This is a genomic window from Halorhabdus amylolytica (assembly GCF_004944975.1).
Classification (GTDB): Archaea; Halobacteriota; Halobacteria; order Halobacteriales; family Haloarculaceae; genus Halorhabdus; species Halorhabdus amylolytica.
Genome location: NZ_SPQG01000002.1, coordinates 316,736 through 336,655, shown reverse-complemented (window position 1 = coordinate 336,655; position 19,920 = coordinate 316,736). Strand labels below are relative to the sequence as shown.

The following is a 19,920-nucleotide window of genomic DNA, read 5'->3' as shown; positions in this document are numbered from 1 at the left end:
GGCTTACTCGTCGTTCTCGTCGTCGGCCTCGTCTTGCGCGGCGAGGATGTCGAGCTGCTCGAGATAAGACTCTTTCTCGTCGTCAGTGAGTTCGTGGAACTGAGCGTCGTCGACGCCGATGGTGGCGACGCCAACCCCGACCGGAGCGAGTTCGTCGTCGTTGACCGACGCCAGTGCCGAGAGGGCGAGTTCGACGCCCTCTTGGAGAGTCAGGCCCTCGTCGTAATGGTCCTCGAGGTACTCACGGATGTCTCCCCGGTCGGCACCGACGGCCAGCGCCTTCCACTCGTAGGGCGTTCCCGACGGATCGGTCTCGTAGAGGCGGGGCTGGCCGTCGCTGACGCCCGCGATGATGAGCGCGACGCCGAACGGTCGGGCACCGCCGATCTGGGTGTACTGCTGGATGTGATCGGTGACTTCCTTGGTCAACGTCTCGACGCCGATGGCCTCACCGTACCGGAGTTGGTTGATCTGAGCCTGCCGACGGGCGAAGTCGATGAGCTGGCGGGCGTCCGCGACGTGGCCCGCCGAGGCAATGCCGATGTGATCGTCGGCCTTGTGGATCTTCTCGACGCTAGATCGTTCCATCAGTGGCGAGCGGATCCGTTTGTCGACCGCCAGGACGACGCCGCCTTCCGTCCGGACGCCGATGCTCGCCGTCCCGCGTTTGACGGCCTCCCGGGCGTACTCGACCTGATAGAGACGGCCGTCCGGTGAGAAGATGGTGATGCCGCGGTCGTAGGCCTGCTGTTGGGATTGTCCCTGCATAGTTACGAGATGTCACGTTGCGTCGCCCCGACGAACTCCGTCTCGACCCGCACGTCGACGTGGCTGTCCCGGCTGATTGCGGGTCGCTCGGCGCCCTCGAAGGCGACGTTGCCGTGCTCGGTGGCTTCCCCCCGGCCTCCTAAATACTTTTCCTCACAGGCGCGTACGGTGCCGCTGACGCCCCGAACCCGCAGTCCGATCGGATTCCCGTCGACCTCGCTCAAACACGTCAACACAGCCCGGGCATCGCTCACGGACCCCCGACGCGTTCGGACGATCGCCGACCCCGTTCCCTCATCATGTCCGAACTGCATCACGGACAGGTCGGTCGCCGCGGAACCGACATCGCCGAGCAGGTTCTGGGCCGCAAACCAGAGATGGCGCTGGAAGGCCCGCCGATCGATCGTGACATCTGGCCAGGTCTCGATGCCGACCGCGAGGTACCGCCAGCGCTGGCGGACGTGTTTTGGAAGGGGTTTCACGCGCGCTCGTCCTCCGTGGGTTCCGATCGCTCGGCGACGAGAACGCCCACCTGTTCGTGGACGGGTTCGACGGCTGTCAGGGCAAAGCCAACGTCGGTCAATGCGTCGGCGAGAACGCCGACGGTCGCCGGATCGTCCACTGCTGGCGAGTAGAACGGTTCCTCGGGATCGGCCTCGCCGAACAGCATCACGTCTCCGAGGACGAACCGGCGGGGTTCGAGATCGGCGATCGTCTCGATCGCCTCGCGCTTCGCATCGTCGTCGAGATGATGCATCGCGAAGTTCGAGACTACCACGTCGACGGAACGATCCCCGGAGACGTTCGGCTCGCGGAACCGCCCTTCATCGAACGTGACGGACTCGAGGCCGCGTTCTGCGGCCTTCTCTCGGGCCTGTTCGAGCATGCCTTCGCTGATATCCCGGCCGATCACCGCCCCGGCGTCGTCGGCCAGCGCGAGCGCGATCGCTCCCGTGCCGGTCCCGAGGTCGAGCACGACGTCGTCGGGTTCCGGCGCGGCGTGCTCGATCACGAGGGCGGCAGCCGCGCGATACTCCGGCGATCCGTCCTCGTCGTAGGAATCGGCCGCCTGATCGAAACGGGCGGCGTGATCATCGAGTGACCGTTTCATGTCGGCCCGTTACGCGCCGAGAGGTATCAACGACACGGGAACGGCCTGGATACCCCCACCAGTGCGACGCAGACCCGCGACCACCGGAACGCTGAATGGGTCGGTCGCCGTTGGCTCACGCATGGAGTCACGCCACTTCTACGGGACGACGTTCGGACTCGTCGGGACGGTGCTTGCGGCCGTTCAGGTGACCCACGCCGTCGAGCAAACCGACGTCGCGGTCGCGATCGCCGTCGACGGCGTCCCGTTCGCCCTGCTCGGACTCTCGCTTTCGTTCGTGGGCTACTGGCTGGCGACCCACCCGGCGTTCGAACCCGACTTGCCCCGCATCGCCACCTGGGCGCTCGGTGGCACCGTCCTGCTGGCGGCAGTGGCGGCACTGACACTGTTCAGCCAGCGCGTCGCGACGGGGTCGCTCGGACGAGTCGCTTACGTCACCGCCGACAGTGTGACCGTCGGCGCCGTCGCGGGAACGGTCGTCGGTCTCTACGACGCACAGGGCCAGCGCCACCTGCGTGAGCTAGAACGCGAACGCGATCGGACGGCGGACTTTGCGCGAAAAGCCGCAGATCTCAACAACTACGGCCGGGCGCTGGCCCAGGCCGCCACCGTCGAGGAAGTGGGCGCCTACTGTATCGAGGGGCTCTCAGCGTTGCTCGATCACGACGAGACGGCGTTCGTCGAGGTCGGGGTCGAGAGCGAACACGTCGCGAGCAGTACCGTCTCGACCGTCGAGGACGGAACGCTCCGATCGCTGGCTCGACGCGCCGCCGACGACGACGCCGTCGTCGCCGTCCGTGAAGGGAATCTCCCGGGTCCGGTCGCGTCCGTGCTCACGATCCGTCTGGAGAGCACGGCGTCGACGAGTGGCGTGCTGATCGCAGTCGGCGAGGGGGCGGGGACGCTATCGTCGGAGGACGAACAGTTGCTCGAACTGCTGGCATCGCACGCCAGCATGGTACTCGACCGGATCTACCGGGGAGAACCCGACGAATTGGTCGATGACCTTCGCTGATCGGACCTACTCGGACTCGGTATCCCGACCGCGTCTGACCCCCGGTTCGACGAAGGCGTCGCTCGCCCGGTCGCGGTTCCGTGACGCGATATCTCCCCACGCCGAGAGTCCAGTTTCGATCCATTCGGTCGCGTAGTCGAGAGCCTCGCCGACGGCCAGTAGGTCCCGAGGTGTGCGCAATTGGAGGTGACTGCTCGGATCACCGCTGACGACGTAGGGGGCGTCGTATTCCGACAGGAGATCGTGAAGTTTTCGGAGGTTCCGGAGTGCCTCGACGCGTTGCCCGCCGTCGGTCCGCAAAACGTCACGGAGGGACCACTCCAGATGGACGCCGTTCTCGGCGGCCGTCTTGATCGTGACGTGATCGATGTCGCCGTCGCCAGCCAGCGGGTGGGCGAGGACGTCGACAGCCGGCTGTTCGACGGCGAAGCGGTTCATCTCGGGATCACCACCGTGAACCGCTACCAGCGTCCGGCGGTCCCGGTGGTTGCCGACGAACCCGCTCGCCCGGGAAGGATCGTCAGCGCGGATCTCGACGCCGTCGACGACGTCGATCCCGTAGGTGTCCGCGATCGCCCCCCGATCGTAGTCAGAGAGGGCGTCACCATGGTTGCGGATCACCAGGCCGTCGAAACCGTACTCGGCGGCCGTCAGAGCGAGCCTGGCGACGGTGCTGTCACCGTCCGGCCGGGTGTGGACGGCCGCGTACATCATCGATCCTCACGTAGGTGCGTCTGAATCACACAGTCGCCCATCACGGCAGTCACTTGCCCCTCACAGTCGCCCATCACAGCGTACACCTGGCCTTCCCAATCGTCCATCACAGTTCTTGAAGTGTCTCGCGGACGTGTTTGATCGCCAGTTCCTTCTCGGCAGGATAGGCCTCGACTTTGCCCCGAAGCGTGATCCCGTCGCCGCGTTCGGCCCGTCCTTCGAAGGCGGCTTGTTTCGAGAGCGTCAAGAAGAACGAACAGTTCTCGTCGACCCGTTCGTCGAGTTCGTCGAGCAGTCGCTCCCGTTCGTCCGCTTCGAGCGACGCCACTTGCGAGAGGACGTGTCTGACCTCGTCGGCCCGTTCCAGTCGCGTCGACAGCACCAGGATGCGATCACCGTGGTGACCCTCGGTTTCGACGCGCTCGATCGGCACGTCCTCGGGCAGGAACGTCCGGAGTGCCGCCTCGACGCGCGCCTCGTCCTCGGTGGCGTAACAGAATGTCCGCAGGTCGACGTAGTGGAACGGTACGGAAGACATCCGGTCAGGCGTCGCTCTCTTCGTCCTCGTCTGTCGGCTCGTCCTCCAGATCCTCGCCCTCGGTGGCTTCCAGAGAGTCCTCGGGAACGCCCTGTTCGCGACCGTCTTCGAACTCGACAGTATAGGTCGCGTCGCCGAACATCGTCTCCATGACCTGGGTGACCGTCCCCGTCTCGCCGTCGTACTCGCTGTGCTCATCGTGAAGCGTGACCGTATCGTCTTCTTCGAATGCCATGTGTCCCGATACTGGACTGGCGACTAAAAAACGACTGATACGGATTGCTCTCAGTCATTCCACATCGACCGCCCCCAGTCAGGCGGTCGTAGTAGTAAACAGTGAGAGCAATCCGTATGATTCGGGTGTCGAAGACTTATGCCGAAGACGGCCGAACAGAGAGACATGATCCCCTCAACCAGCGACACCGGTCGCCCGGACCGCGTCGGAACGCTTGCCCGACCGAATCCGGACGGATGACCGTTGTCGACAACCTGTGGTACCGCGCCGAGGAAGCCCAGCAGGCGGCCGAACAGACCTACCATCGCCTCCAGGAGGATGCCGAGAGTCCGACGGAGTTCACCCGGACCCGGTACGTCTCTCGGCCCCGCTTCGAGACGATTACCGACCGGATACGATCGAACGGCCTCCCCTACGGCGCCCACACCGTCGTCCACGACGGCGAACGACTACTGCTAGTCCGTCACGAGGCGGTCGGCAAATGGGTTCTCCCGGGGGGCGAGGTCAGCAACGAGGAGACGTTCCGGGAGACCGCCGAGCGCGAACTGCAGGAAGAAGCGGGCATCGAAGCGACCTATCGCGGACTGGCGTTGCTCGGACGGGTAGAGTTCTACAGCGACGAGTACGAGACGTGGGGCGTCCTCCCGATCTACGAGGCCAAAGCGGACGAGACGACGTTGACCGTCGAAGATCCCGACGCCGAGATCACCGACGCCGACTGGTTCTCCACTCTCCCGAAGGACACGCGGGATCGGGACATCCTGACGCGGTGGTCTGCGCACAACCTGAAGTAAGAAGTCGGCCGGATTCGACCGAGAGAGCCGTCGCTTTCCGTCGAAAAGCGGGGACGACACCCCAGACCGACCCCCCAACTGAGTGGGCCGTTCGCGCGCTGCGCCACGCGGACACTGTACAGCGAATTCGCGGGCCCTACTGCCGGACCTTCCTGGCGACCACCACGACGAGGGCGGCGACCAACAGAGCAACCAGAATTTTCTTCTTCGACATCAAGTGAACGTTCACCCCTGGCCGATAAAAACTTTCTTGGTTTCCGGGACGAAGGATAGAAACCCCGATCAGTCTATCAGGTTCGCGATATCGTCCCGGACGATCGTCTCACAATACCGACAGCGGACGCCGTCCTCGAGGACGTCGAAGCGTGACTCGACGGGTTCGTCCGCGGTCGTGATGCAGTTCCGGTTCGGACACGAGAGGACGCCGACGACCTCGTCAGGACGGTTGACCCGGTTCTTCTCGACGACCTCGAACTCCCGAATGATGTTTATCGTCGCCGCCGGCGCGATCAGCGAAAGGACGTCCAGTTCGGCCTGGCTCAACTCCCTGTCCTCGACCTTGACGATGTCTTTGGTTCCGAGGCGGTCACTCGGCGCGTTCATCACGATGGAGACGGTGTCACCGTCCCCACCTTCGATGCCCAGGATCGAGAGGACATGCATCGCCTGGCCACCCGTAATGTGATCGATGACGGTCCCCTCGGGGATCTTACTGACGCGGAGTTGTTCGTCGGAACTCATGCCGTCTCACCTTCCAGAAGGAGATCAAGCAGCGCCATTCGTACCGGCACTCCATTGTGAGCCTGTTCGAAGAACTTCGCGTGACTCGTCCCGTCGACGTCGTGACCGATCTCGTCGACGCGCGGGAGCGGATGCAACACAGTCAGGTCGTCGTCAGCCCGTTCGAGCGTGGCGGCGTCGATCTGATACTCACCGGCCACTTCGCGGTACTCGTTCTCGTCCGGGAACCGTTCCTGCTGGATGCGCGTGACGTACAACACGTCGAGGCTGTCGAGGATCGGTTCGAGTTCGGTGTGCTCCTGGATCGTCGCGCCCTCCTCGTGAAGATCGTAGCGGACGTTCCGCGGGAGTTTGAGGCTTTCCGGACTGATGAAGTGCTGGCGGGCGTCGAAGTTGGTGAGGGCGTGAGCCAGCGAGTGAACCGTCCGCCCGTACTTCAGGTCGCCCATGATTCCGATCGTCAGATCGTCCAGCCCTGCGTTCTCCCGGACGGTATAGAGATCCAGCAGCGTCTGGGTTGGGTGCTGTCCGGCCCCATCCCCGCCGTTGATCAACGGGACATCGATGAATTCACTGGCCATCGTCGCCGAGCCCTCGCTCGGATGGCGGAGGACGAGTGCGTCTGCGTACCCCTCGACGACACGGACGGTGTCGGCAAGGCTCTCGCCCTTCTCGACACTCGAGTATTCGACGGGACCCATGTCCACCACGTCACCCCCGAGACGCTTGATCGCTGCCGTGAAACTCATCTTCGTGCGCGTGCTCGGTTCGAAGAACAGGAGTCCGAGCAACGCGCCGGGATGTCGGTCCCCGAACGCCCCCGGGTCGGCGTCGATCTCGGCGGCGCGGTCCAGCACCTCCTCGATGTCGCCCCGGGAGAGCTGTTTTGCGCTGATGATGTGGTCGTGACGCATCGATCCCAACCCCGCTCTCGGGGCTCTTGAATCTCCCGGGACGCCAATCACAACCGAGTGAACTTTCCGCTCGATCGTCAATCCGGAATCTTTAATCTCGTGGGCGTTCATGTCACAGCACGACACATGGCCGATCGGCTCCGGACCGGGATCGACGTTCTCGATCGGAAACTGGACGGGGGGATTCCGGCCGGCAGCATCGTGGTGCTGAACGCGACGCCCGCGAGCCAGGCGGAGTTGTTTCTCTACGAGTTGACCGCGACACGGGGGACGCTGTATCTCTCACTCGACCGATCGGAACAGGCCATCAAGGACAGTCTCGACCAGTCGCCGACCGCGACCGGTCAGCCGACCGTCCGGCACGTCTCCGGGGAAGCGCCACTGGACAACGCGGGCAAGCTCGTGAGCGCACTCCCGGAAACGTCGAACCTCATCATCGACCCCCTGGATGTCCTCGAGGAACAGGAACCGCCCTCGCGCTTCCGGAGCTTCATGAACGACCTCCAGAACCACATCTTCAACACCGGCAGCCTGGCTGTGCTCCACTGCCTCGACGGACGCGGGGTGGCGCCGTTGCGGGACACGACCGAGCACTTCGCCGACGTCGTCTTCGAACTCCACACTTCGATCAACGGCGACGAGATCGAGAACCGCATGGCCATCCCCAAGTTCCGCGGCGGCCGTGCGCCCACCGACGTCATCAAGCTCGATCTGGCCGAGGAGGTCAGCATCGACACCAGCCGGGACATCGCCTGAGGACAGGTGAGCGCTGCGATCGGCTGTACGCCGTTCGGGACGCACTAGCGCAGGTGAACAGCGATGTCATCGAGCACACGCGACGATCGCTCCCGACCGTCACGGGCACAGAACTAAAGTCTCAGGCACCCTGAAGACCGTATGGGGATCGACAGCGACGCGATACTCGAACGATCCTGGGTCGAGCACCGCGAGCCGACGACGTCGAACGTCGATGAACCGCTCTGGGTTGCCGAAGACCCGGAGAGTGACTGTCTCGCAGTGGGTAGTGTCCGAGCGGAGGCCGAGGGGAACCTGATCGCGGTCGTGGCCGAATATCGACAGGGCGAGGAGAGATCGCCGCTATTGAAACTCAAAGGGGAAACAGTACCCCGTCCGACCGCCGCCGGGTCCTCGTTGTTCGATCGGTTCTGATCGTCCGTTGAGAGGGTGTAGAGTTCCGCACAAAAGCGTAACCTATGTCTGACGATGTATGCGGGACAGGCAAGGCACGAAGAGCGGAGGTCCTTCGGGCCCGACAGAAACGTCGACCCGGTCGTGACCGTCGTTACGCGTCGTCGACGTCGAGTTCCTCGGCCAGTTCGTCGGCGTCGACGTCAGCGTCCTCCAGGGCCTCCTCGAGGTCGCCGCCGCCGGCACCACCCATGCCGCCCATCATGCCGCCCATGCCGCCCATCATGCCGGCGCCCTCGCCGAGCGTCTCCTGAACGATAACGCGATCGACGCCGAGCAGGTCGACGAACTGCTGGGCGATCTGTTGCTTCTGGAACATCCACTGCTGGTTCATCGACAACTGCGGGGTAGCTTCGATGTACAGCGTGTCCTTCTCGACCTCGACGGTCTCGGTGACCGGCCCGTCCTCGTCGTCTTCGTCCGCTCCTTCCGCAGCCTCTTCGAGGTCGTCAGCGTCCTCGACGATCTCTTCCTCTTCTTCGACGTCGGTTTCGAACCAGACGTCGAGTTCCATGCCGAGCATGGTCTCAAGCAGGCTCTGGGCTTTGGCCTCCCGGTCGTCGACGACATCGAGGATCTCGTACTCGTACTCGACGTCCTCGCCGGCCAGGGGATGGTTGAAGTCGACGCGGGCGCGGCCGCCGATGATCGTCTCGACGTGACCGTGTTCGCCGTCGATGTCGACGTGCGCGCCGGGATACCGGTCGTCCTCGGGGATCTTCTCGGCGCTGATAGTCCGAACCTGTTCGTCGTCGTACTCGCCGAAGGCCTCCGAGGCGGAAACGACGACCGAGCCCTCGTCACCGACTTCCTTGCCGATGAGATCTTCCTCGACGGGTTCGAAGATGTGACCCTCGCCGATGACGATCGTCCGTGGTTCGAACTCCTGGTCCTCGCCAACGCCCTCTTCGTCGGCGATCTCCTGGCTGGTCGTGTCTACGAGGTCGCCGCCCTCGACCGTCCGGGCAGTGTATTCGAGCGTGACGAACTCCCCGTCCTGGAGACCCGTCGCGTCGTCCTGACTCGCTTGCTCGTCGGCCGTCTCGGCCTCGGAATCGTCGCTCATACCGGCAAAGAGTCCCGTTGCACTCTTAAGGACAACGTTTCGGGGCTCGCCGTGAATACGGTGGGCCCAGACAGCCTGAGTACAGTCACTTCCGTCGCCGATTCGAGCCGTTTTTGCCCCGTCAACCGCTCTCACCGGCCATGTTCGAGGTCGAGTTGAAAGTCCGGGCCGACCACGCGACTGTCAGGGAAGCGCTCGTCGACGCGGGGGCGAACCCACTCGGAACGATCCGACAGGTAGATACCTACTACGACGCCCCCCATCGGGACTTCGCGGCGACCGACGAGGCGCTACGGATCCGCCGGGAACACCGTCACGGCGAGACGACCGCGAAAATCACTTACAAAGGCCCGAAGATCGATGCCCAATCCAAGACCCGAGAGGAGGCGGAGACGACAGTCGAAGACGGCGAGACGGCCGACGCGATCCTCCGCGGGATCGGGTTCGAACCCGTCGCCACCGTCGAGAAGGAACGCCACCGGTACAGATTGGGCGAGTACACCGTCACACTCGACGACGTAACCGACCTCGGGGAGTTCGTCGAGATCGAGACGGACGTCGAAAGCGAGGACGCCGTCGAAGACGCCCGGGAGAAGCTCCAGTCGCGGCTTTCGGACCTCAATCTGGATCCCGCCGAGAGCATCCGGACTTCGTATCTCGGCCTCCTGCTTGATGCTTCATAGTAATCGATTCGGTGTCGAAGGTTTCCGTAAGTTATAGACTCCGCGGCGGGCAAGGAGTGACAATGACCGATCGGAACATTCGCGTCTCGCGGGCTAGCGGGCGAGCAGTCGAGGATCAGCGAGTCGAGATCGTCGAGCGCAAGGGACTCGGCCACCCCGACTCGATCTGTGACGGCGTGGCTGAACGCGTTTCACAGGCGCTGGCCCGGGCGTATCTAGATCGGGTCGGCAAGGTACTGCACTACAACACAGACGAGACCCAGCTCGTCGCGGGTACTTCCGCTCCCGCCTTCGGGGGCGGCGAAGTGATCGAGCCGATCTACCTGCTGCTCGTCGGACGCGCGACCAAGGACTACCAGGGCCAGCGCATCCCGACTGACACGATCGCGCTGCGGGCCGCCCGCGAGTACCTGGATGAGGCATTCCCCCATCTGGACGTCGGTTCGGACGTGATCGTCGACGTGCGCCTGGGCGAGGGGAGCGGCGATCTCCAGGAGGTCTTCGGCGAGGACGGGGCCGTTCCGATGGCTAACGACACTTCCTACGGGGTCGGGCACGCGCCGCTGACCGAGACCGAACATATCGTCCTGAACACGGAACGGAAACTCAATGGCGAGTACACGGACGAACACCCGGAGATCGGCCAGGACATCAAGGTCATGGGCAAACGCGAAGGCGACGAGATCGACGTGACGGTCGCCGCTGCGACCGTCGACGCCCACGTCGCCGACATCCACGAGTACCGCGACGCCGTCGAGGGCGTCCGGGAGTACGTTGCCGATCTCGCCGCCGAGTACACCGATCGCGAGGTCAGTATCCACGTGAACACGGCCGACGACTACGAGGAGGGCGCGATCTATCTCACGACGACCGGTACCAGCGCGGAGCAGGGCGACGACGGCTCGGTCGGTCGGGGCAACCGTGCGAACGGCCTCATCACCCCGAACCGTCCGATGAGCATGGAGGCCACCAGCGGGAAGAACCCGGTCAACCATATCGGGAAGATCTACAACCTCCTCAGCACGGAGATCGCTCACTCGGTCGTCGCGGAGGTCGACGGGATCAAACAGCTGCAGGTTCGCCTGCTCAGCCAGATCGGATCGCCGATCGACGACCCCCACGTCGCCGACGCGACGATCATCACGGAAGATGGCGTGGCCGTCGGCGACGTCGAAGACGACGTGACGGCGATCATCGACGAGGAACTCGCGGACATCACCGGTATCACCGAGCGCGTTATCGACGGCGAACTCACGACGTTCTGATAGGTCGGCGACCACCCTGCCGGAACGATCCCTCGATCGCTGTCGAAGCCTGTTTACTCGCTCGCGGAGTACGGACGGTCATGCATCCTCCGGGAGCCGACGTGGTCGTCGTCCGCCACGGCGAGGTGGGCGTCAAGAGCGATCAGGTGCGCATGAAGATGGAGTTCCAGCTTCAGGAGAACCTCAACGCGCTCCTGGACGATCGCGATCTTCCCGGGGACACTGGCTGTGAGCGCAACCGGCTGTACGTCCGGACGACCGAGGAGAGCGTCGAGGCGGCCACCACCGCGGCGACGGACGCCCCCGGCGTCGTCTCGGCGAGTCCCGCTCGGTCGGTCGAGCCGACGATGGCAGCGATCACCGACGCTCTCGGCGAGACGGCGCGGGTGAGGTACGACGGCGGCTCCTTCGCGGTCCAGGCCAGGCGGGCGGGCGGCGACGACGTCCACGATTTCACCAGCCGAGACATCGAGGAGAAAGGGGGATCGACGATCTGGAACGCGATCGAAGAAAGCGGTGAGACGCCGGAAGTCGACCTCGACGATCCCGCGTTCACGGTCTTCGTCGAGGCGCGTCCAGACGAGGCGTTCGTCTTCCTCGAGAAACGCCCGGGACCAGGCGGACTCCCATTGGGCAGCCAGGAGCCGCTGGTGGCGTTACTCAGCGGCGGGATCGACTCGCCGGTAGCGGCCTGGCAGGCGATGACCCGTGGCGCACCGATCCTCCCGGTGTACGTCGACCTGGGGGCGTACGGCGGACCGGATCATCGGGCCCGGGCAGAGGCGACTGTCCGTCGGCTGGCCACTCGTGCACCGAACTTCGACCTTCGACTCCGGGTGATCGACGGGAGCGAGGCCGTCGAGGGACTCGCTGCGGAGACCGACGCTACCCGGATGCTTTCCCTGCGGCGGTTCATGTATCGAGCCGCGGAGACCGTCGCCCGCGAGGAAGGGGCGGTCGGAATAGTCAGCGGGGAGTCCATCGGCCAGAAGTCGAGTCAGACGACGGCCAACCTGGCGGTGACCGACGCCGCGAGTTCGCTGCCGATCCACCGACCGTTGCTCACGACGGACAAGACCGACATCGTCGAACAGGCACGTGATCTGGGGACTTACGACGACTCGACTGTTCCGGCCGGATGTGACCAGGTGGCACCCGACCGCCCGGAGACGCGGGGCGATCCAGCGGCCGTCCGGGCAGCCGAACCCGACGGATTGCTCGAACTGGCCGAACGGGAGGCCAACGAGCCCGAACGCGTCGATCCGCCGACGCTGACGGAGTGAGGACGGAACTGGGTGGCAACGATGCCGGGACCGGACAGCAGGAGGACGGAACGGTTTTTGTTCCGGGCGTTCCGAGTCGAAACAGATGACGCGCGTCTGTCTCCTGGGATCCGACGACGTGGCGCTCAGACAGACGCTCCTCTCCCACGAGACCGCCCGCGAGGCGCTCCGGACGTACGACCTCACAGAGCCGTTTCACAACGCTATCGGCCTCGAAACGGTGAGTCTCGGGGCGGCGGTCGCCCTGCTGAACGACCTGAACTGGTACCTCGTCCGGTACGCCGAGGCCGCGCTGGTCCGCGAACCCAGCGTCAGCGAGTCCGAGTGGCTCTCGCGGGACCTTGCGACCGCGATCCGGGACGACCGCGTGTCACCCGCCGAGTCCGGCCGCTACCTGAAGGTCTATGGCGTCCAGTCGGCAGGGGACAGTTCGGGCGAGGAACCCGCCGATGGCCTGTCCGACGGACCGGGACCGGGATCGTCGGACGAAAACGACGGAATCCCGTCCGATGAGAACGGTCATGGATCACCGGACGAGAGGATGGATAAATCGGAAGACGAGGACGGCCGAACCCACGGGCACAGGGGAGCGCCGCCGAAACTCGTCGAGCCGATGTACGTGACGAGGTCCGGCGGTTCGATCCCGGAGTACGACCTCCGTGACGTCGGAGAGACGGTCGTCGTCCGTGTGACTGAGGCGGCGTTCGGTCGATGAACGACCGTCTGCTGCAGGACTGCATACCACAGAATTCGAATGTTGTAACGGCGCCATCGTCGGAATGCTACCCGTTGCTGTCGGCAGGAGCGATCTGGCGGGCCCAGCCGACGACGTCGAATCAGTCGTCTTCGGATCGTTCGAGACGCGTGGCGTCGATCGAGAGCCCGCGACGTTCACTTTCCCGATCCCGGACATCGATTTCGAACCCCGAGATGGACCCGATCGATAGCAACCGATCGAGGAACGTCTTGGGACGCCCGGGGTCGGCGTACAGCTCCGCGGCCAGATCGTCGATCGCTGCGATCGCCGCCACGGGCGACTCGTATGCCAGGAGATCGGCCAGCTGCGAGTTGGTGTCACGGGGGTCTCCCGCCGCAGTGGTCCGGAAGAAGCCGATCGGAGCGATCTCGAACAGCGTCTCGTAATGCCGGAGCGTCCGCTCGCGGTCATGTCGATCGGTCACATCGCTGACGACGCCGTCGAAATACCGCTGGTCTCCCTCTTCGGTCATGATGCCCGTCACGGAGGCATGGAACGGCTCGCCGGAGAGCGTCTCAAGTTCGAGCTCCATCCCGCGGACGACGCCGTCGCGCTTCAGGGCCGCGACGAACTGTTCACGATCGTCCGGATCGGCGTACAGCTCCCGGAACGGTCGGCCCAGGAGGTCCTCGGCGTCGTCGGCATCGAACAGCTCGACCAGCTCCGGATTGACCGAGAGCAACGTTCCATCGGGCAACGGCGAGTGACGATAGACGCCGACCGGGAGGTTCGAGATGATGCGTTCGTCCCGACGGAGGCGGTCGTGTAGTTCCGCCCGGTAGATGGCATGAGAGAGGTCCTCGCCGATTTCCGCGAGCAGTGCGCGTTCCTCCGCGTCGAAAGCGTCGGTCTCATCCGCAAACAGACAGAGGACGCCGTAATCCCGACTGTCATAGGAGATCGGGATGGCGGCGGTCGCGTCGTACCCTCGTTCGAGCAATGCACGTTCGCGGTCGGTCTCGGGCGCTCCCCCCTCGATCGACACGGTCTCGATTTCGCCCTTCTGAAGAGCTGAATCGACGGGACAGACGACTGTCATATCCGAGGCGTATTCACCGACACTCTCGAAGGTCCCATCCCCCACGCGGACGCGTACGTCGAACGCCTCGGAACCGGAGGGGGTCACGATGCAGGCCTGTCGATAGGGGTCGGCAGTCGCAACTATCTCACAGACGCGGTGTTCGAGCGCCTCGCGATCCTCGGCCCGGACCAGCGACCGGTTGACATCCCGGAGGATACCACGGATGCGATCGAGCGTCTCCGCTCGCTTGCCCGCCCGGTACTTCTCGACGGCATTGGTCACCCGGTTTGCCAACAAGTCGTAGCGGTTCTCGCCAGTCCCTTTCTGGAGATAATCGGTCACACCACGGGCGATCGCCTCGCTTGCGACCTCCTCGCTTCCCTTCCCTGTGAACAGGATGAACGGGAGGTCAGGGTGGTCCTCCCTGACGGCCTCGAGGAGGTCCAGTCCGTCCATCCCCGGCATCTCGTAGTCGCTGACGACGCAATCGACCGCCGATGTCGATACTTCCTCAAGCGCGCGCTGGGGGTCCGTCACCGTCGTGATGTCGAGAGAATCCTCGACCCGCCGAAGGTTCGTCGCAGTCAGTGCAACCAGGTCCGGATCGTCGTCGACACAGAGAACGGAGACAGAGTCCATCGCTGCCTGGGGGGACGACGGCCGCTACCATAACGGTAAGCGTCGATTTACAGTGGGAGAAAAAGCGGCGTTTGCAGTCGATTCACCCGTCGAACAACCCGGTCGAGAGGTAGCGTTCGCCGCTGTCCCAGAAGACGGTCACGACCAGAGGTGGGTCCGCAGCACTGGGATCAGCCAGTTCCGTCGCGACATCGCGGGAGACGACACCCATCGCGCCGCTGGACTGGCCGACGAGTAGGCCCTCTTCGCGGGCCAGGCGACGACACTCCGCCTCGGCATCCTCAAGTTCGATCGTCCGGACCTCGTCGATCACGTCGCGATCGAGGTTCTCGCTGACGAAGCCCGGTCCCATCCCCTGGAAGTCGTCAGATCCCGACTCGCCGGTCGAGAGGACCGCGTTGTCGGCGGGCTCGACGGCGATCACGTTCAGATCCGGAAACGTTTCGCGGAGACGACGGGCCGTCCCGCTGATCGTCCCACCAGTGCCGACGCCGGCGACGAAGGCATCGATCGTCCGGTCGCCAATCTGTTCGAGTATCTCGACGCCCGTGGTCTCGTAGTGGGCCTGTGGGTTGGCGGGGTTCTCGAACTGCCGGAGTTGAACCATTCCTTGTTCCGCTTGGAGTTCGTCGGCCCGATCGCGGGCGTCGCTCATGTCCCCGCCGACGAGTTCGAGGTCCGCGCCGTACGCTTGCATGAGTCGCCGGCGCTCGACGGACATGTCCTCGGGCATGACGATCGTCACGTCGTATCCCTTCGCGGCCGCGACCAGGGAGATGCCGATGCCGGTGTTCCCGCTGGTCGGTTCGACGATCCGGTCGCCGGATTCGAGGTCACCCTCGCGCTCGGCGGCCTCGATCATCCCGCGGGCGGGCCGATCCTTCGCGGAGCCGCCGGGGTTGAACGACTCGACTTTTGCGGCAACCGTGACGCCCGGCGGCGAGTCGACCTCGACCAGCGGCGTCCCGATCGTATCGAGAATGCTATCGTCCATTACTCACGGTTCGCCGCCCGAAAGTAAACACCCGGCGGTCACCGGCAGGTCGTGCCGCTGTCGAAGGAAGCGCCGATCCCGCAGTACTTCCCGAGAGCGGCGCGGTTAAACCCGCAGGGACCGTATCCTGACGCATGCCACTCGAGACGATGGAACCCAACCCGATCTGGAGCGCCGAGGCCCACGAGGACACCGTCGAGACTCTCCGGCAGTTCGACGACGTGACCTACAAGATCTGGGGTGGCGACTGGTGTGGGGACTGCCGGTCACAACTCCCGGACTTCGCCGCCGCACTCGACGCCGCCGACGTGCCCGCAGATCGGATCGAACACTATCCGGTCGATCAGGACAAACAGGGCGCGGACGTCGCGGAATACGACATCGAGTACATCCCAACGGTCGTCGTCGAACGCGACGGCGAGGAACTCGCCCGCTTCGTCGAGGAAGAGAACGAACCGATCGCGGTCTATCTTGCGAAGCGACTCGAAAGCGCGGAAGCGTCGGTCTGATCAGGAGCCGCGCGATTGTACGGCTCGTCGACCTCTATCCCTCCTCAAACCAGGCAAGCGCTTCTTCGACGTCGTCGAGCGGGCGCGAACAGGTGAAGTCCCGACAGGCGTAGATCGTCGGTTTGCCGTCTCTTGCTGCCCGCTCGGCGAATATCGGCGGTGCGGACTCGACTTCCAGCGTCTCGAGCCACGCTTCAAGCCCTTCGTCCGTCGACGGTCGCCGGGCGAGGATACGGGCCGGAAGAGACGTCTTTCCAATATGATCGCGCCACGTCTCGGGCATGACGTCGGCAGAGACCGTCAGTTCGCTCGCGCCGTTGGCCGCCCGGTCGGCGGCCAGTACCAGCGAGGCGTGCTGGAGCGGGTCCGCCGCGATCGCGTCGTGGTGGGTCGCGAGGACGGTCCGGGCGATCGACTCGAAGCGATCGTGGGGGACGAACGCCGATAGCGACAACAGCACGTCCACCGCCACGCCGGCACTCGACGGCGTCGAGCGATCGGTCACCTCCTGGGGCCGGGCGAGCAGATCGGTCCCGCCAGCCTCCGTGAAGTACAGTGTCCCGACATCCTCGTCCCAGAAGCGTGCCTCGATTTCGCGGGCGAGATCCAGCGCGAAGGCGAGATGCTCGCGGTCGCCCGTCGCCTGGTAACAGTCGAACGCACCGCGGGCGAGGAAGGCGTAGTCCTCCAGATACCCGTCGATCCGCACGTCCCCGTCGGCGTAGCGACGCTTCAGTAGACCGGCCTCGGCGTTCCAGAGGTGTTCCCGGACGAATTCCAGGGCTTCTCGCGCGCGGTCGGCCAGATCCGCGTCGAGAGCGAGTGATCCCTCCGCCAGCGCCGAGATCGCCAGGCCGTTCCAGCCCGCCAGGACCTTCTCGTCCCTGCTCGGCCGGGGTCGTTCGGATCGTACCTCGAACAGTTGCTCTCGTGCCCGCTCGAGATGTTCATCGATCTCGGCGTCGTCCAAGCCAGAGGTCGCCGCTAGTTTCTCGAAGTCCGCACTGATGGTCAGTACCGTCTTCCCGTCCTCGAAGTTACCGTCCTTGGTGATCCCATATCGTTCCAGGGTGAGCCAGGCAGTTGTCTCGTCGTTGACCGCCGTCCGGACCTGTTCGGGTGTCCAGACGTAGAATGTCCCTTCCTCGCCCTCGCTTCGGGCGTCGAGCGTGCTGTAGAACCCGCCGTCGGGATGGCCGAGTTCGCGATCGAGGAACTCGAAGGTCTCCCGGACGACGTGGGCATAACGCTCGTTTCCGGTCACGCGGTACCCCTCGATGAACGCCCGCGGGATCTCGGCGTTGTCGTAGAGCATCTTCTCGAAGTGCGGGACCGTCCACTCTCGATCGGTCGCGTAGCGGTGGAACCCACCGCCGACGTGATCGTAGAGCCCGCCAGAAGCCATCGCGTCCAGCGTCTCCGTCAGGACGGCGCGGTATGCCTCGGCGTCGACATCGGTATCCCCGCCGCTGTCGTGTTCCTGTCCAGCGATCCCTGCGAGATCGACATCGCTTCCGGCATCGCCGACGAATCCGTCTAGGCGCGCATCGGCCCGCGACAGCAGATGGAGTCGGGCGGGTTGGGGAAACTTCGGTCCGCCCCGTCCGAACCCGCCGTGCTCGCGGTCAGCCTGACGAACTGCGGACTCCACGGCGGACTCGATAAGTGCCCCGCCCGCGCCGTCTTCGATCTCGGCCGGAGAGTCGGGCGTCCCCTCCAGTTGCCCGGCGATCGCATCGGCCCACTGGTCGGCTCGCTCCTCGACGTTCTCGCGATCGTTCATCCAGGTCTCGTTGAGATCTTCCAGTAACTGTCCGAATCCGGGCCGGCCACCCTGTGGTGCGGGCGGGAAGTACGTCCCGACGTAGAACGGGCGGCGATCGGGTGTCAGCCAGACCGACAGCGGCCAACCGCCCTGCTGGCCGAGGAGCTGGGCCAGCGTCTGGTAGATCCGATCGACGTCGGGGCGTTCCTCGCGGTCGACCTTGATCGGGACGAAGTGCTCGTTGAGGGTTTCGGCGACCGCGGGGTCCGAGAAACTCTCCTCCTCCATGACGTGACACCAGTGACACGACGAATAGCCGATCGAGAGAAAGATCGGCCGGTCCTCCCGTTGGGCAGCGTCGAGGGCGTCGTCGTCCCATGGCTGCCAGTTCACGGGGTTGTCGGCGTGCTGGCGGAGGTACGGACTTCCCTCCGCGTCGAGGCGGTTGCGTTCCAGCGGATCGCTCATGGCACCCCGTCGAGTCGCCAGGGGTTTACCCGTGGCGTCGGCGGCGAGACTCGCAGGCCCAAAAGCAACCTTTACACTCCCCTGGCGAGGGTGTTCTCCCATGTCAGAGACGGTACTGCTGATCGGGGGCGGCGGCCGGGAGCACGCGATCGCCCGCGCGCTCGCCGATTCGGACTGTACGCTGTACGCCGCCGCGGGCAACCGCAACCCCGGAATCGCCCGATTGGCCGACGGCTTCGAGACGCTGGACGCGACCAATCCGCAGGCCGTGACGACCTACGCAAACGAGGTTGATGCCTCGCTGGCGATCGTCGGCCCGGAGGCCCCCCTCGAAGCAGGTGTCGCCGACGCGCTGGACGAGGCTGGCGTCTATGCGTTTGGCCCCCGCGAGGAGCAAGCCCGCATCGAGACGGACAAAGGGTTCCAGCGGCGGTTCATGGACCGCCACGACATCCCGGGCTGTCCGGACTTCGCGGAATTCACTGACAGCGAGGCCGCCTGCGAGTACATCGACGAGTACGACGGCGACCTGGCGGTCAAACCCGCCGGCCTCACTGGTGGCAAGGGCGTGCGCGTCATCGGCGATCAGGTGACCGCCGCGGAAGCCAAAGAATACATCCGGGACTCGGAGTACGACCGGATCGTTCTGGAGGAACGGCTCGTCGGCGAGGAGTTCACCGTCCAGGCACTCGTCGCAAACGGCGACCGTCGCGTGACACCCGCCGTTCAGGACCACAAGCGTGCCTACGAAGGCGACAAAGGACCCAACACCGGCGGCATGGGGTCCTACAGCGATGCGGAACTCGAACTGCCGTTCATGGATCGCGAGGACTACCTGGAAGCGGTGGACATTCTCGAAGCGACGGTCGACGCACTTGAGGGGTACAAAGGCGTCCTCTACGGGCAGTTCATGCTCACCGCCGACGGCGTGAAGGTCGTGGAGTTCAACGCCCGCTTCGGCGACCCCGAGGCCATGAACACCTTGCCCGTCATGGAGACGGATTTACTGGACGTGCTCGTGGCCGCCCGCGACGACGAGTCGCTGCCCCAACTCAGCTTCGCCGAGCAGGCGACTGTCTGTAAGTACGCAGTGCCCGATGGCTACCCGACCGATCCGGAATCCGGCGCGAAAGTCCAGATTTCACCCGAGAACGCGGGGGACGCCCGCCTCTTCTACGCCAGCGTCGACGAGCGCGAGGACGGGATCTACACGACGACCTCCCGCTCGTTCGCGGTTGTCGGCGTCGCCGACTCCATTTCTGATGCCGAGGCGATCGCGACCGAGGCGTTGGAGCGTGCCGGCACCGACGGGCTTCGCGTCCGCTGGGACATCGGCAAACCCGAGCTGGTCCAGTCGCGGATCGACCACATGACCGAACTGCGGGGCGAGTAGCGGTCTCACCCGTCCCGGCGCTCTTCCGGACGCGATCG

General features: G+C 64.8%; 22 protein-coding genes. 10 read left to right on the top strand and 12 right to left on the bottom strand.

Features of this window, described 5'->3' with window-relative positions:
* Positions 1 to 3: 3 nt before the first annotated feature.
* From psmA to E3374_RS04220, 3 genes are read right to left on the bottom strand one after another with little or no spacing between them, the layout of a single operon-like run.
* Positions 4 to 768: an archaeal proteasome endopeptidase complex subunit alpha gene (psmA, locus tag E3374_RS04230; RefSeq protein WP_136687783.1), complete on the bottom strand. Its 765-nt coding sequence runs from the start codon at positions 766 to 768 to the stop codon at positions 4 to 6.
* A 2-nt stretch (positions 769 to 770) separates the two neighbouring features.
* Positions 771 to 1,250 (bottom strand): Rpp14/Pop5 family protein, encoded by a 480-nt coding sequence (locus tag E3374_RS04225; protein WP_136687782.1) that lies wholly within the window; start codon positions 1,248 to 1,250, stop codon positions 771 to 773.
* Positions 1,247 to 1,879 carry a class I SAM-dependent methyltransferase gene (locus E3374_RS04220; RefSeq protein WP_136687781.1) on the bottom strand — a complete coding sequence of 211 codons (633 nt, stop codon included), beginning with the start codon at positions 1,877 to 1,879 and terminating at the stop codon, positions 1,247 to 1,249. Before E3374_RS04220 ends, E3374_RS04225 begins: the two co-directional genes overlap by 4 nt.
* A 121-nt stretch (positions 1,880 to 2,000) precedes the next feature.
* Between E3374_RS04220 and E3374_RS04215 the strand changes: the two genes are divergently transcribed.
* The gene (locus tag E3374_RS04215) at positions 2,001 to 2,894 is read left to right on the top strand and encodes a hypothetical protein (RefSeq protein WP_136687780.1); all 894 of its coding nucleotides are present in this window, start codon (positions 2,001 to 2,003) and stop codon (positions 2,892 to 2,894) included.
* Between the two features lie 6 nt (positions 2,895 to 2,900).
* On the opposite strand, the gene E3374_RS04210 is transcribed toward E3374_RS04215, so the two are convergent.
* From E3374_RS04210 to E3374_RS04200, 3 genes are all read right to left on the bottom strand, one after another.
* Entirely contained in the window at positions 2,901 to 3,605 is a 705-nt protein-coding gene (locus E3374_RS04210) for an RNase P subunit p30 family protein (protein WP_136687779.1), read from the bottom strand.
* A gap of 109 nt (positions 3,606 to 3,714) precedes the next feature.
* Positions 3,715 to 4,146 (bottom strand): RNA-binding protein, encoded by a 432-nt coding sequence (locus E3374_RS04205; RefSeq protein WP_136687778.1) that lies wholly within the window; start codon positions 4,144 to 4,146, stop codon positions 3,715 to 3,717.
* A 4-nt stretch (positions 4,147 to 4,150) separates the two neighbouring features.
* The gene (locus tag E3374_RS04200) at positions 4,151 to 4,381 is read right to left on the bottom strand and encodes a DUF1918 domain-containing protein (RefSeq protein WP_136687777.1); all 231 of its coding nucleotides are present in this window, start codon (positions 4,379 to 4,381) and stop codon (positions 4,151 to 4,153) included.
* Positions 4,382 to 4,617: 236 nt separating this feature from the next.
* On the opposite strand from E3374_RS04200, the gene E3374_RS04195 reads away from it, so the two are divergent.
* Complete coding sequence (locus tag E3374_RS04195; RefSeq protein WP_136687776.1) at positions 4,618 to 5,175, top strand: NUDIX hydrolase; 558 nt, start codon at positions 4,618 to 4,620, stop codon at positions 5,173 to 5,175.
* 282 nt (positions 5,176 to 5,457) lie between these two features.
* On the opposite strand, the gene pyrI is transcribed toward E3374_RS04195, so the two are convergent.
* Complete coding sequence (gene pyrI / locus E3374_RS04190) at positions 5,458 to 5,916, bottom strand: aspartate carbamoyltransferase regulatory subunit (RefSeq protein ID WP_136687775.1); 459 nt, start codon at positions 5,914 to 5,916, stop codon at positions 5,458 to 5,460.
* A complete protein-coding gene (gene pyrB, locus E3374_RS04185) occupies positions 5,913 to 6,830 on the bottom strand; it encodes an aspartate carbamoyltransferase (protein ID WP_136687774.1) in 918 nt (305 codons plus the stop codon). Before pyrB ends, pyrI begins: the two co-directional genes overlap by 4 nt.
* Positions 6,831 to 6,956: 126 nt before the next feature.
* Between pyrB and E3374_RS04180 the strand changes: the two genes are divergently transcribed.
* Complete coding sequence (locus E3374_RS04180; protein ID WP_136687773.1) at positions 6,957 to 7,586, top strand: RAD55 family ATPase; 630 nt, start codon at positions 6,957 to 6,959, stop codon at positions 7,584 to 7,586.
* 141 nt (positions 7,587 to 7,727) lie between these two features.
* On the top strand, positions 7,728 to 8,000 hold the full coding sequence (locus E3374_RS04175; protein ID WP_136687772.1) for a hypothetical protein: 273 nt from the start codon (positions 7,728 to 7,730) through the stop codon (positions 7,998 to 8,000).
* Positions 8,001 to 8,133: 133 nt separating this feature from the next.
* Here E3374_RS04175 and E3374_RS04170 read toward each other — a convergent pair whose 3' ends face one another.
* Entirely contained in the window at positions 8,134 to 9,105 is a 972-nt protein-coding gene (locus tag E3374_RS04170) for an FKBP-type peptidyl-prolyl cis-trans isomerase (RefSeq protein WP_136687771.1), read from the bottom strand.
* A gap of 140 nt (positions 9,106 to 9,245) precedes the next feature.
* Here E3374_RS04170 and cyaB point away from each other — a divergent pair, with 140 nt between their 5' ends.
* The 4 genes from cyaB to E3374_RS04150 all read left to right on the top strand — a co-directional run bounded on the left by cyaB (position 9,246) and on the right by E3374_RS04150 (position 13,051).
* Positions 9,246 to 9,788 carry a class IV adenylate cyclase gene (cyaB, locus tag E3374_RS04165; protein ID WP_136687770.1) on the top strand — a complete coding sequence of 181 codons (543 nt, stop codon included), beginning with the start codon at positions 9,246 to 9,248 and terminating at the stop codon, positions 9,786 to 9,788.
* Between the two features lie 62 nt (positions 9,789 to 9,850).
* Positions 9,851 to 11,053 (top strand): methionine adenosyltransferase, encoded by a 1,203-nt coding sequence (locus tag E3374_RS04160; RefSeq protein ID WP_136687769.1) that lies wholly within the window; start codon positions 9,851 to 9,853, stop codon positions 11,051 to 11,053.
* 80 nt (positions 11,054 to 11,133) lie between these two features.
* Positions 11,134 to 12,336: a tRNA sulfurtransferase gene (locus E3374_RS04155; protein WP_136687768.1), complete on the top strand. Its 1,203-nt coding sequence runs from the start codon at positions 11,134 to 11,136 to the stop codon at positions 12,334 to 12,336.
* Positions 12,337 to 12,421: 85 nt separating this feature from the next.
* Positions 12,422 to 13,051 carry a DUF5804 family protein gene (locus E3374_RS04150; protein ID WP_136687767.1) on the top strand — a complete coding sequence of 210 codons (630 nt, stop codon included), beginning with the start codon at positions 12,422 to 12,424 and terminating at the stop codon, positions 13,049 to 13,051.
* Positions 13,052 to 13,172: 121 nt separating this feature from the next.
* Here E3374_RS04150 and E3374_RS04145 read toward each other — a convergent pair whose 3' ends face one another.
* The gene (locus E3374_RS04145) at positions 13,173 to 14,753 is read right to left on the bottom strand and encodes a response regulator (protein ID WP_136687766.1); all 1,581 of its coding nucleotides are present in this window, start codon (positions 14,751 to 14,753) and stop codon (positions 13,173 to 13,175) included.
* Positions 14,754 to 14,835: 82 nt separating this feature from the next.
* Entirely contained in the window at positions 14,836 to 15,747 is a 912-nt protein-coding gene (locus E3374_RS04140) for a PLP-dependent cysteine synthase family protein (protein ID WP_136687765.1), read from the bottom strand.
* 134 nt (positions 15,748 to 15,881) lie between these two features.
* Between E3374_RS04140 and E3374_RS04135 the strand changes: the two genes are divergently transcribed.
* A complete protein-coding gene (locus E3374_RS04135) occupies positions 15,882 to 16,256 on the top strand; it encodes a thioredoxin family protein (RefSeq protein ID WP_136687764.1) in 375 nt (124 codons plus the stop codon).
* Positions 16,257 to 16,290: 34 nt separating this feature from the next.
* Here E3374_RS04135 and E3374_RS04130 read toward each other — a convergent pair whose 3' ends face one another.
* On the bottom strand, positions 16,291 to 18,489 hold the full coding sequence (locus E3374_RS04130) for a thioredoxin domain-containing protein (protein WP_136687763.1): 2,199 nt from the start codon (positions 18,487 to 18,489) through the stop codon (positions 16,291 to 16,293).
* Positions 18,490 to 18,589: 100 nt separating this feature from the next.
* On the opposite strand from E3374_RS04130, the gene purD reads away from it, so the two are divergent.
* A complete protein-coding gene (gene purD / locus E3374_RS04125) occupies positions 18,590 to 19,882 on the top strand; it encodes a phosphoribosylamine--glycine ligase (RefSeq protein ID WP_136687762.1) in 1,293 nt (430 codons plus the stop codon).
* The last annotated feature ends 38 nt before the right edge of the window (positions 19,883 to 19,920 follow it).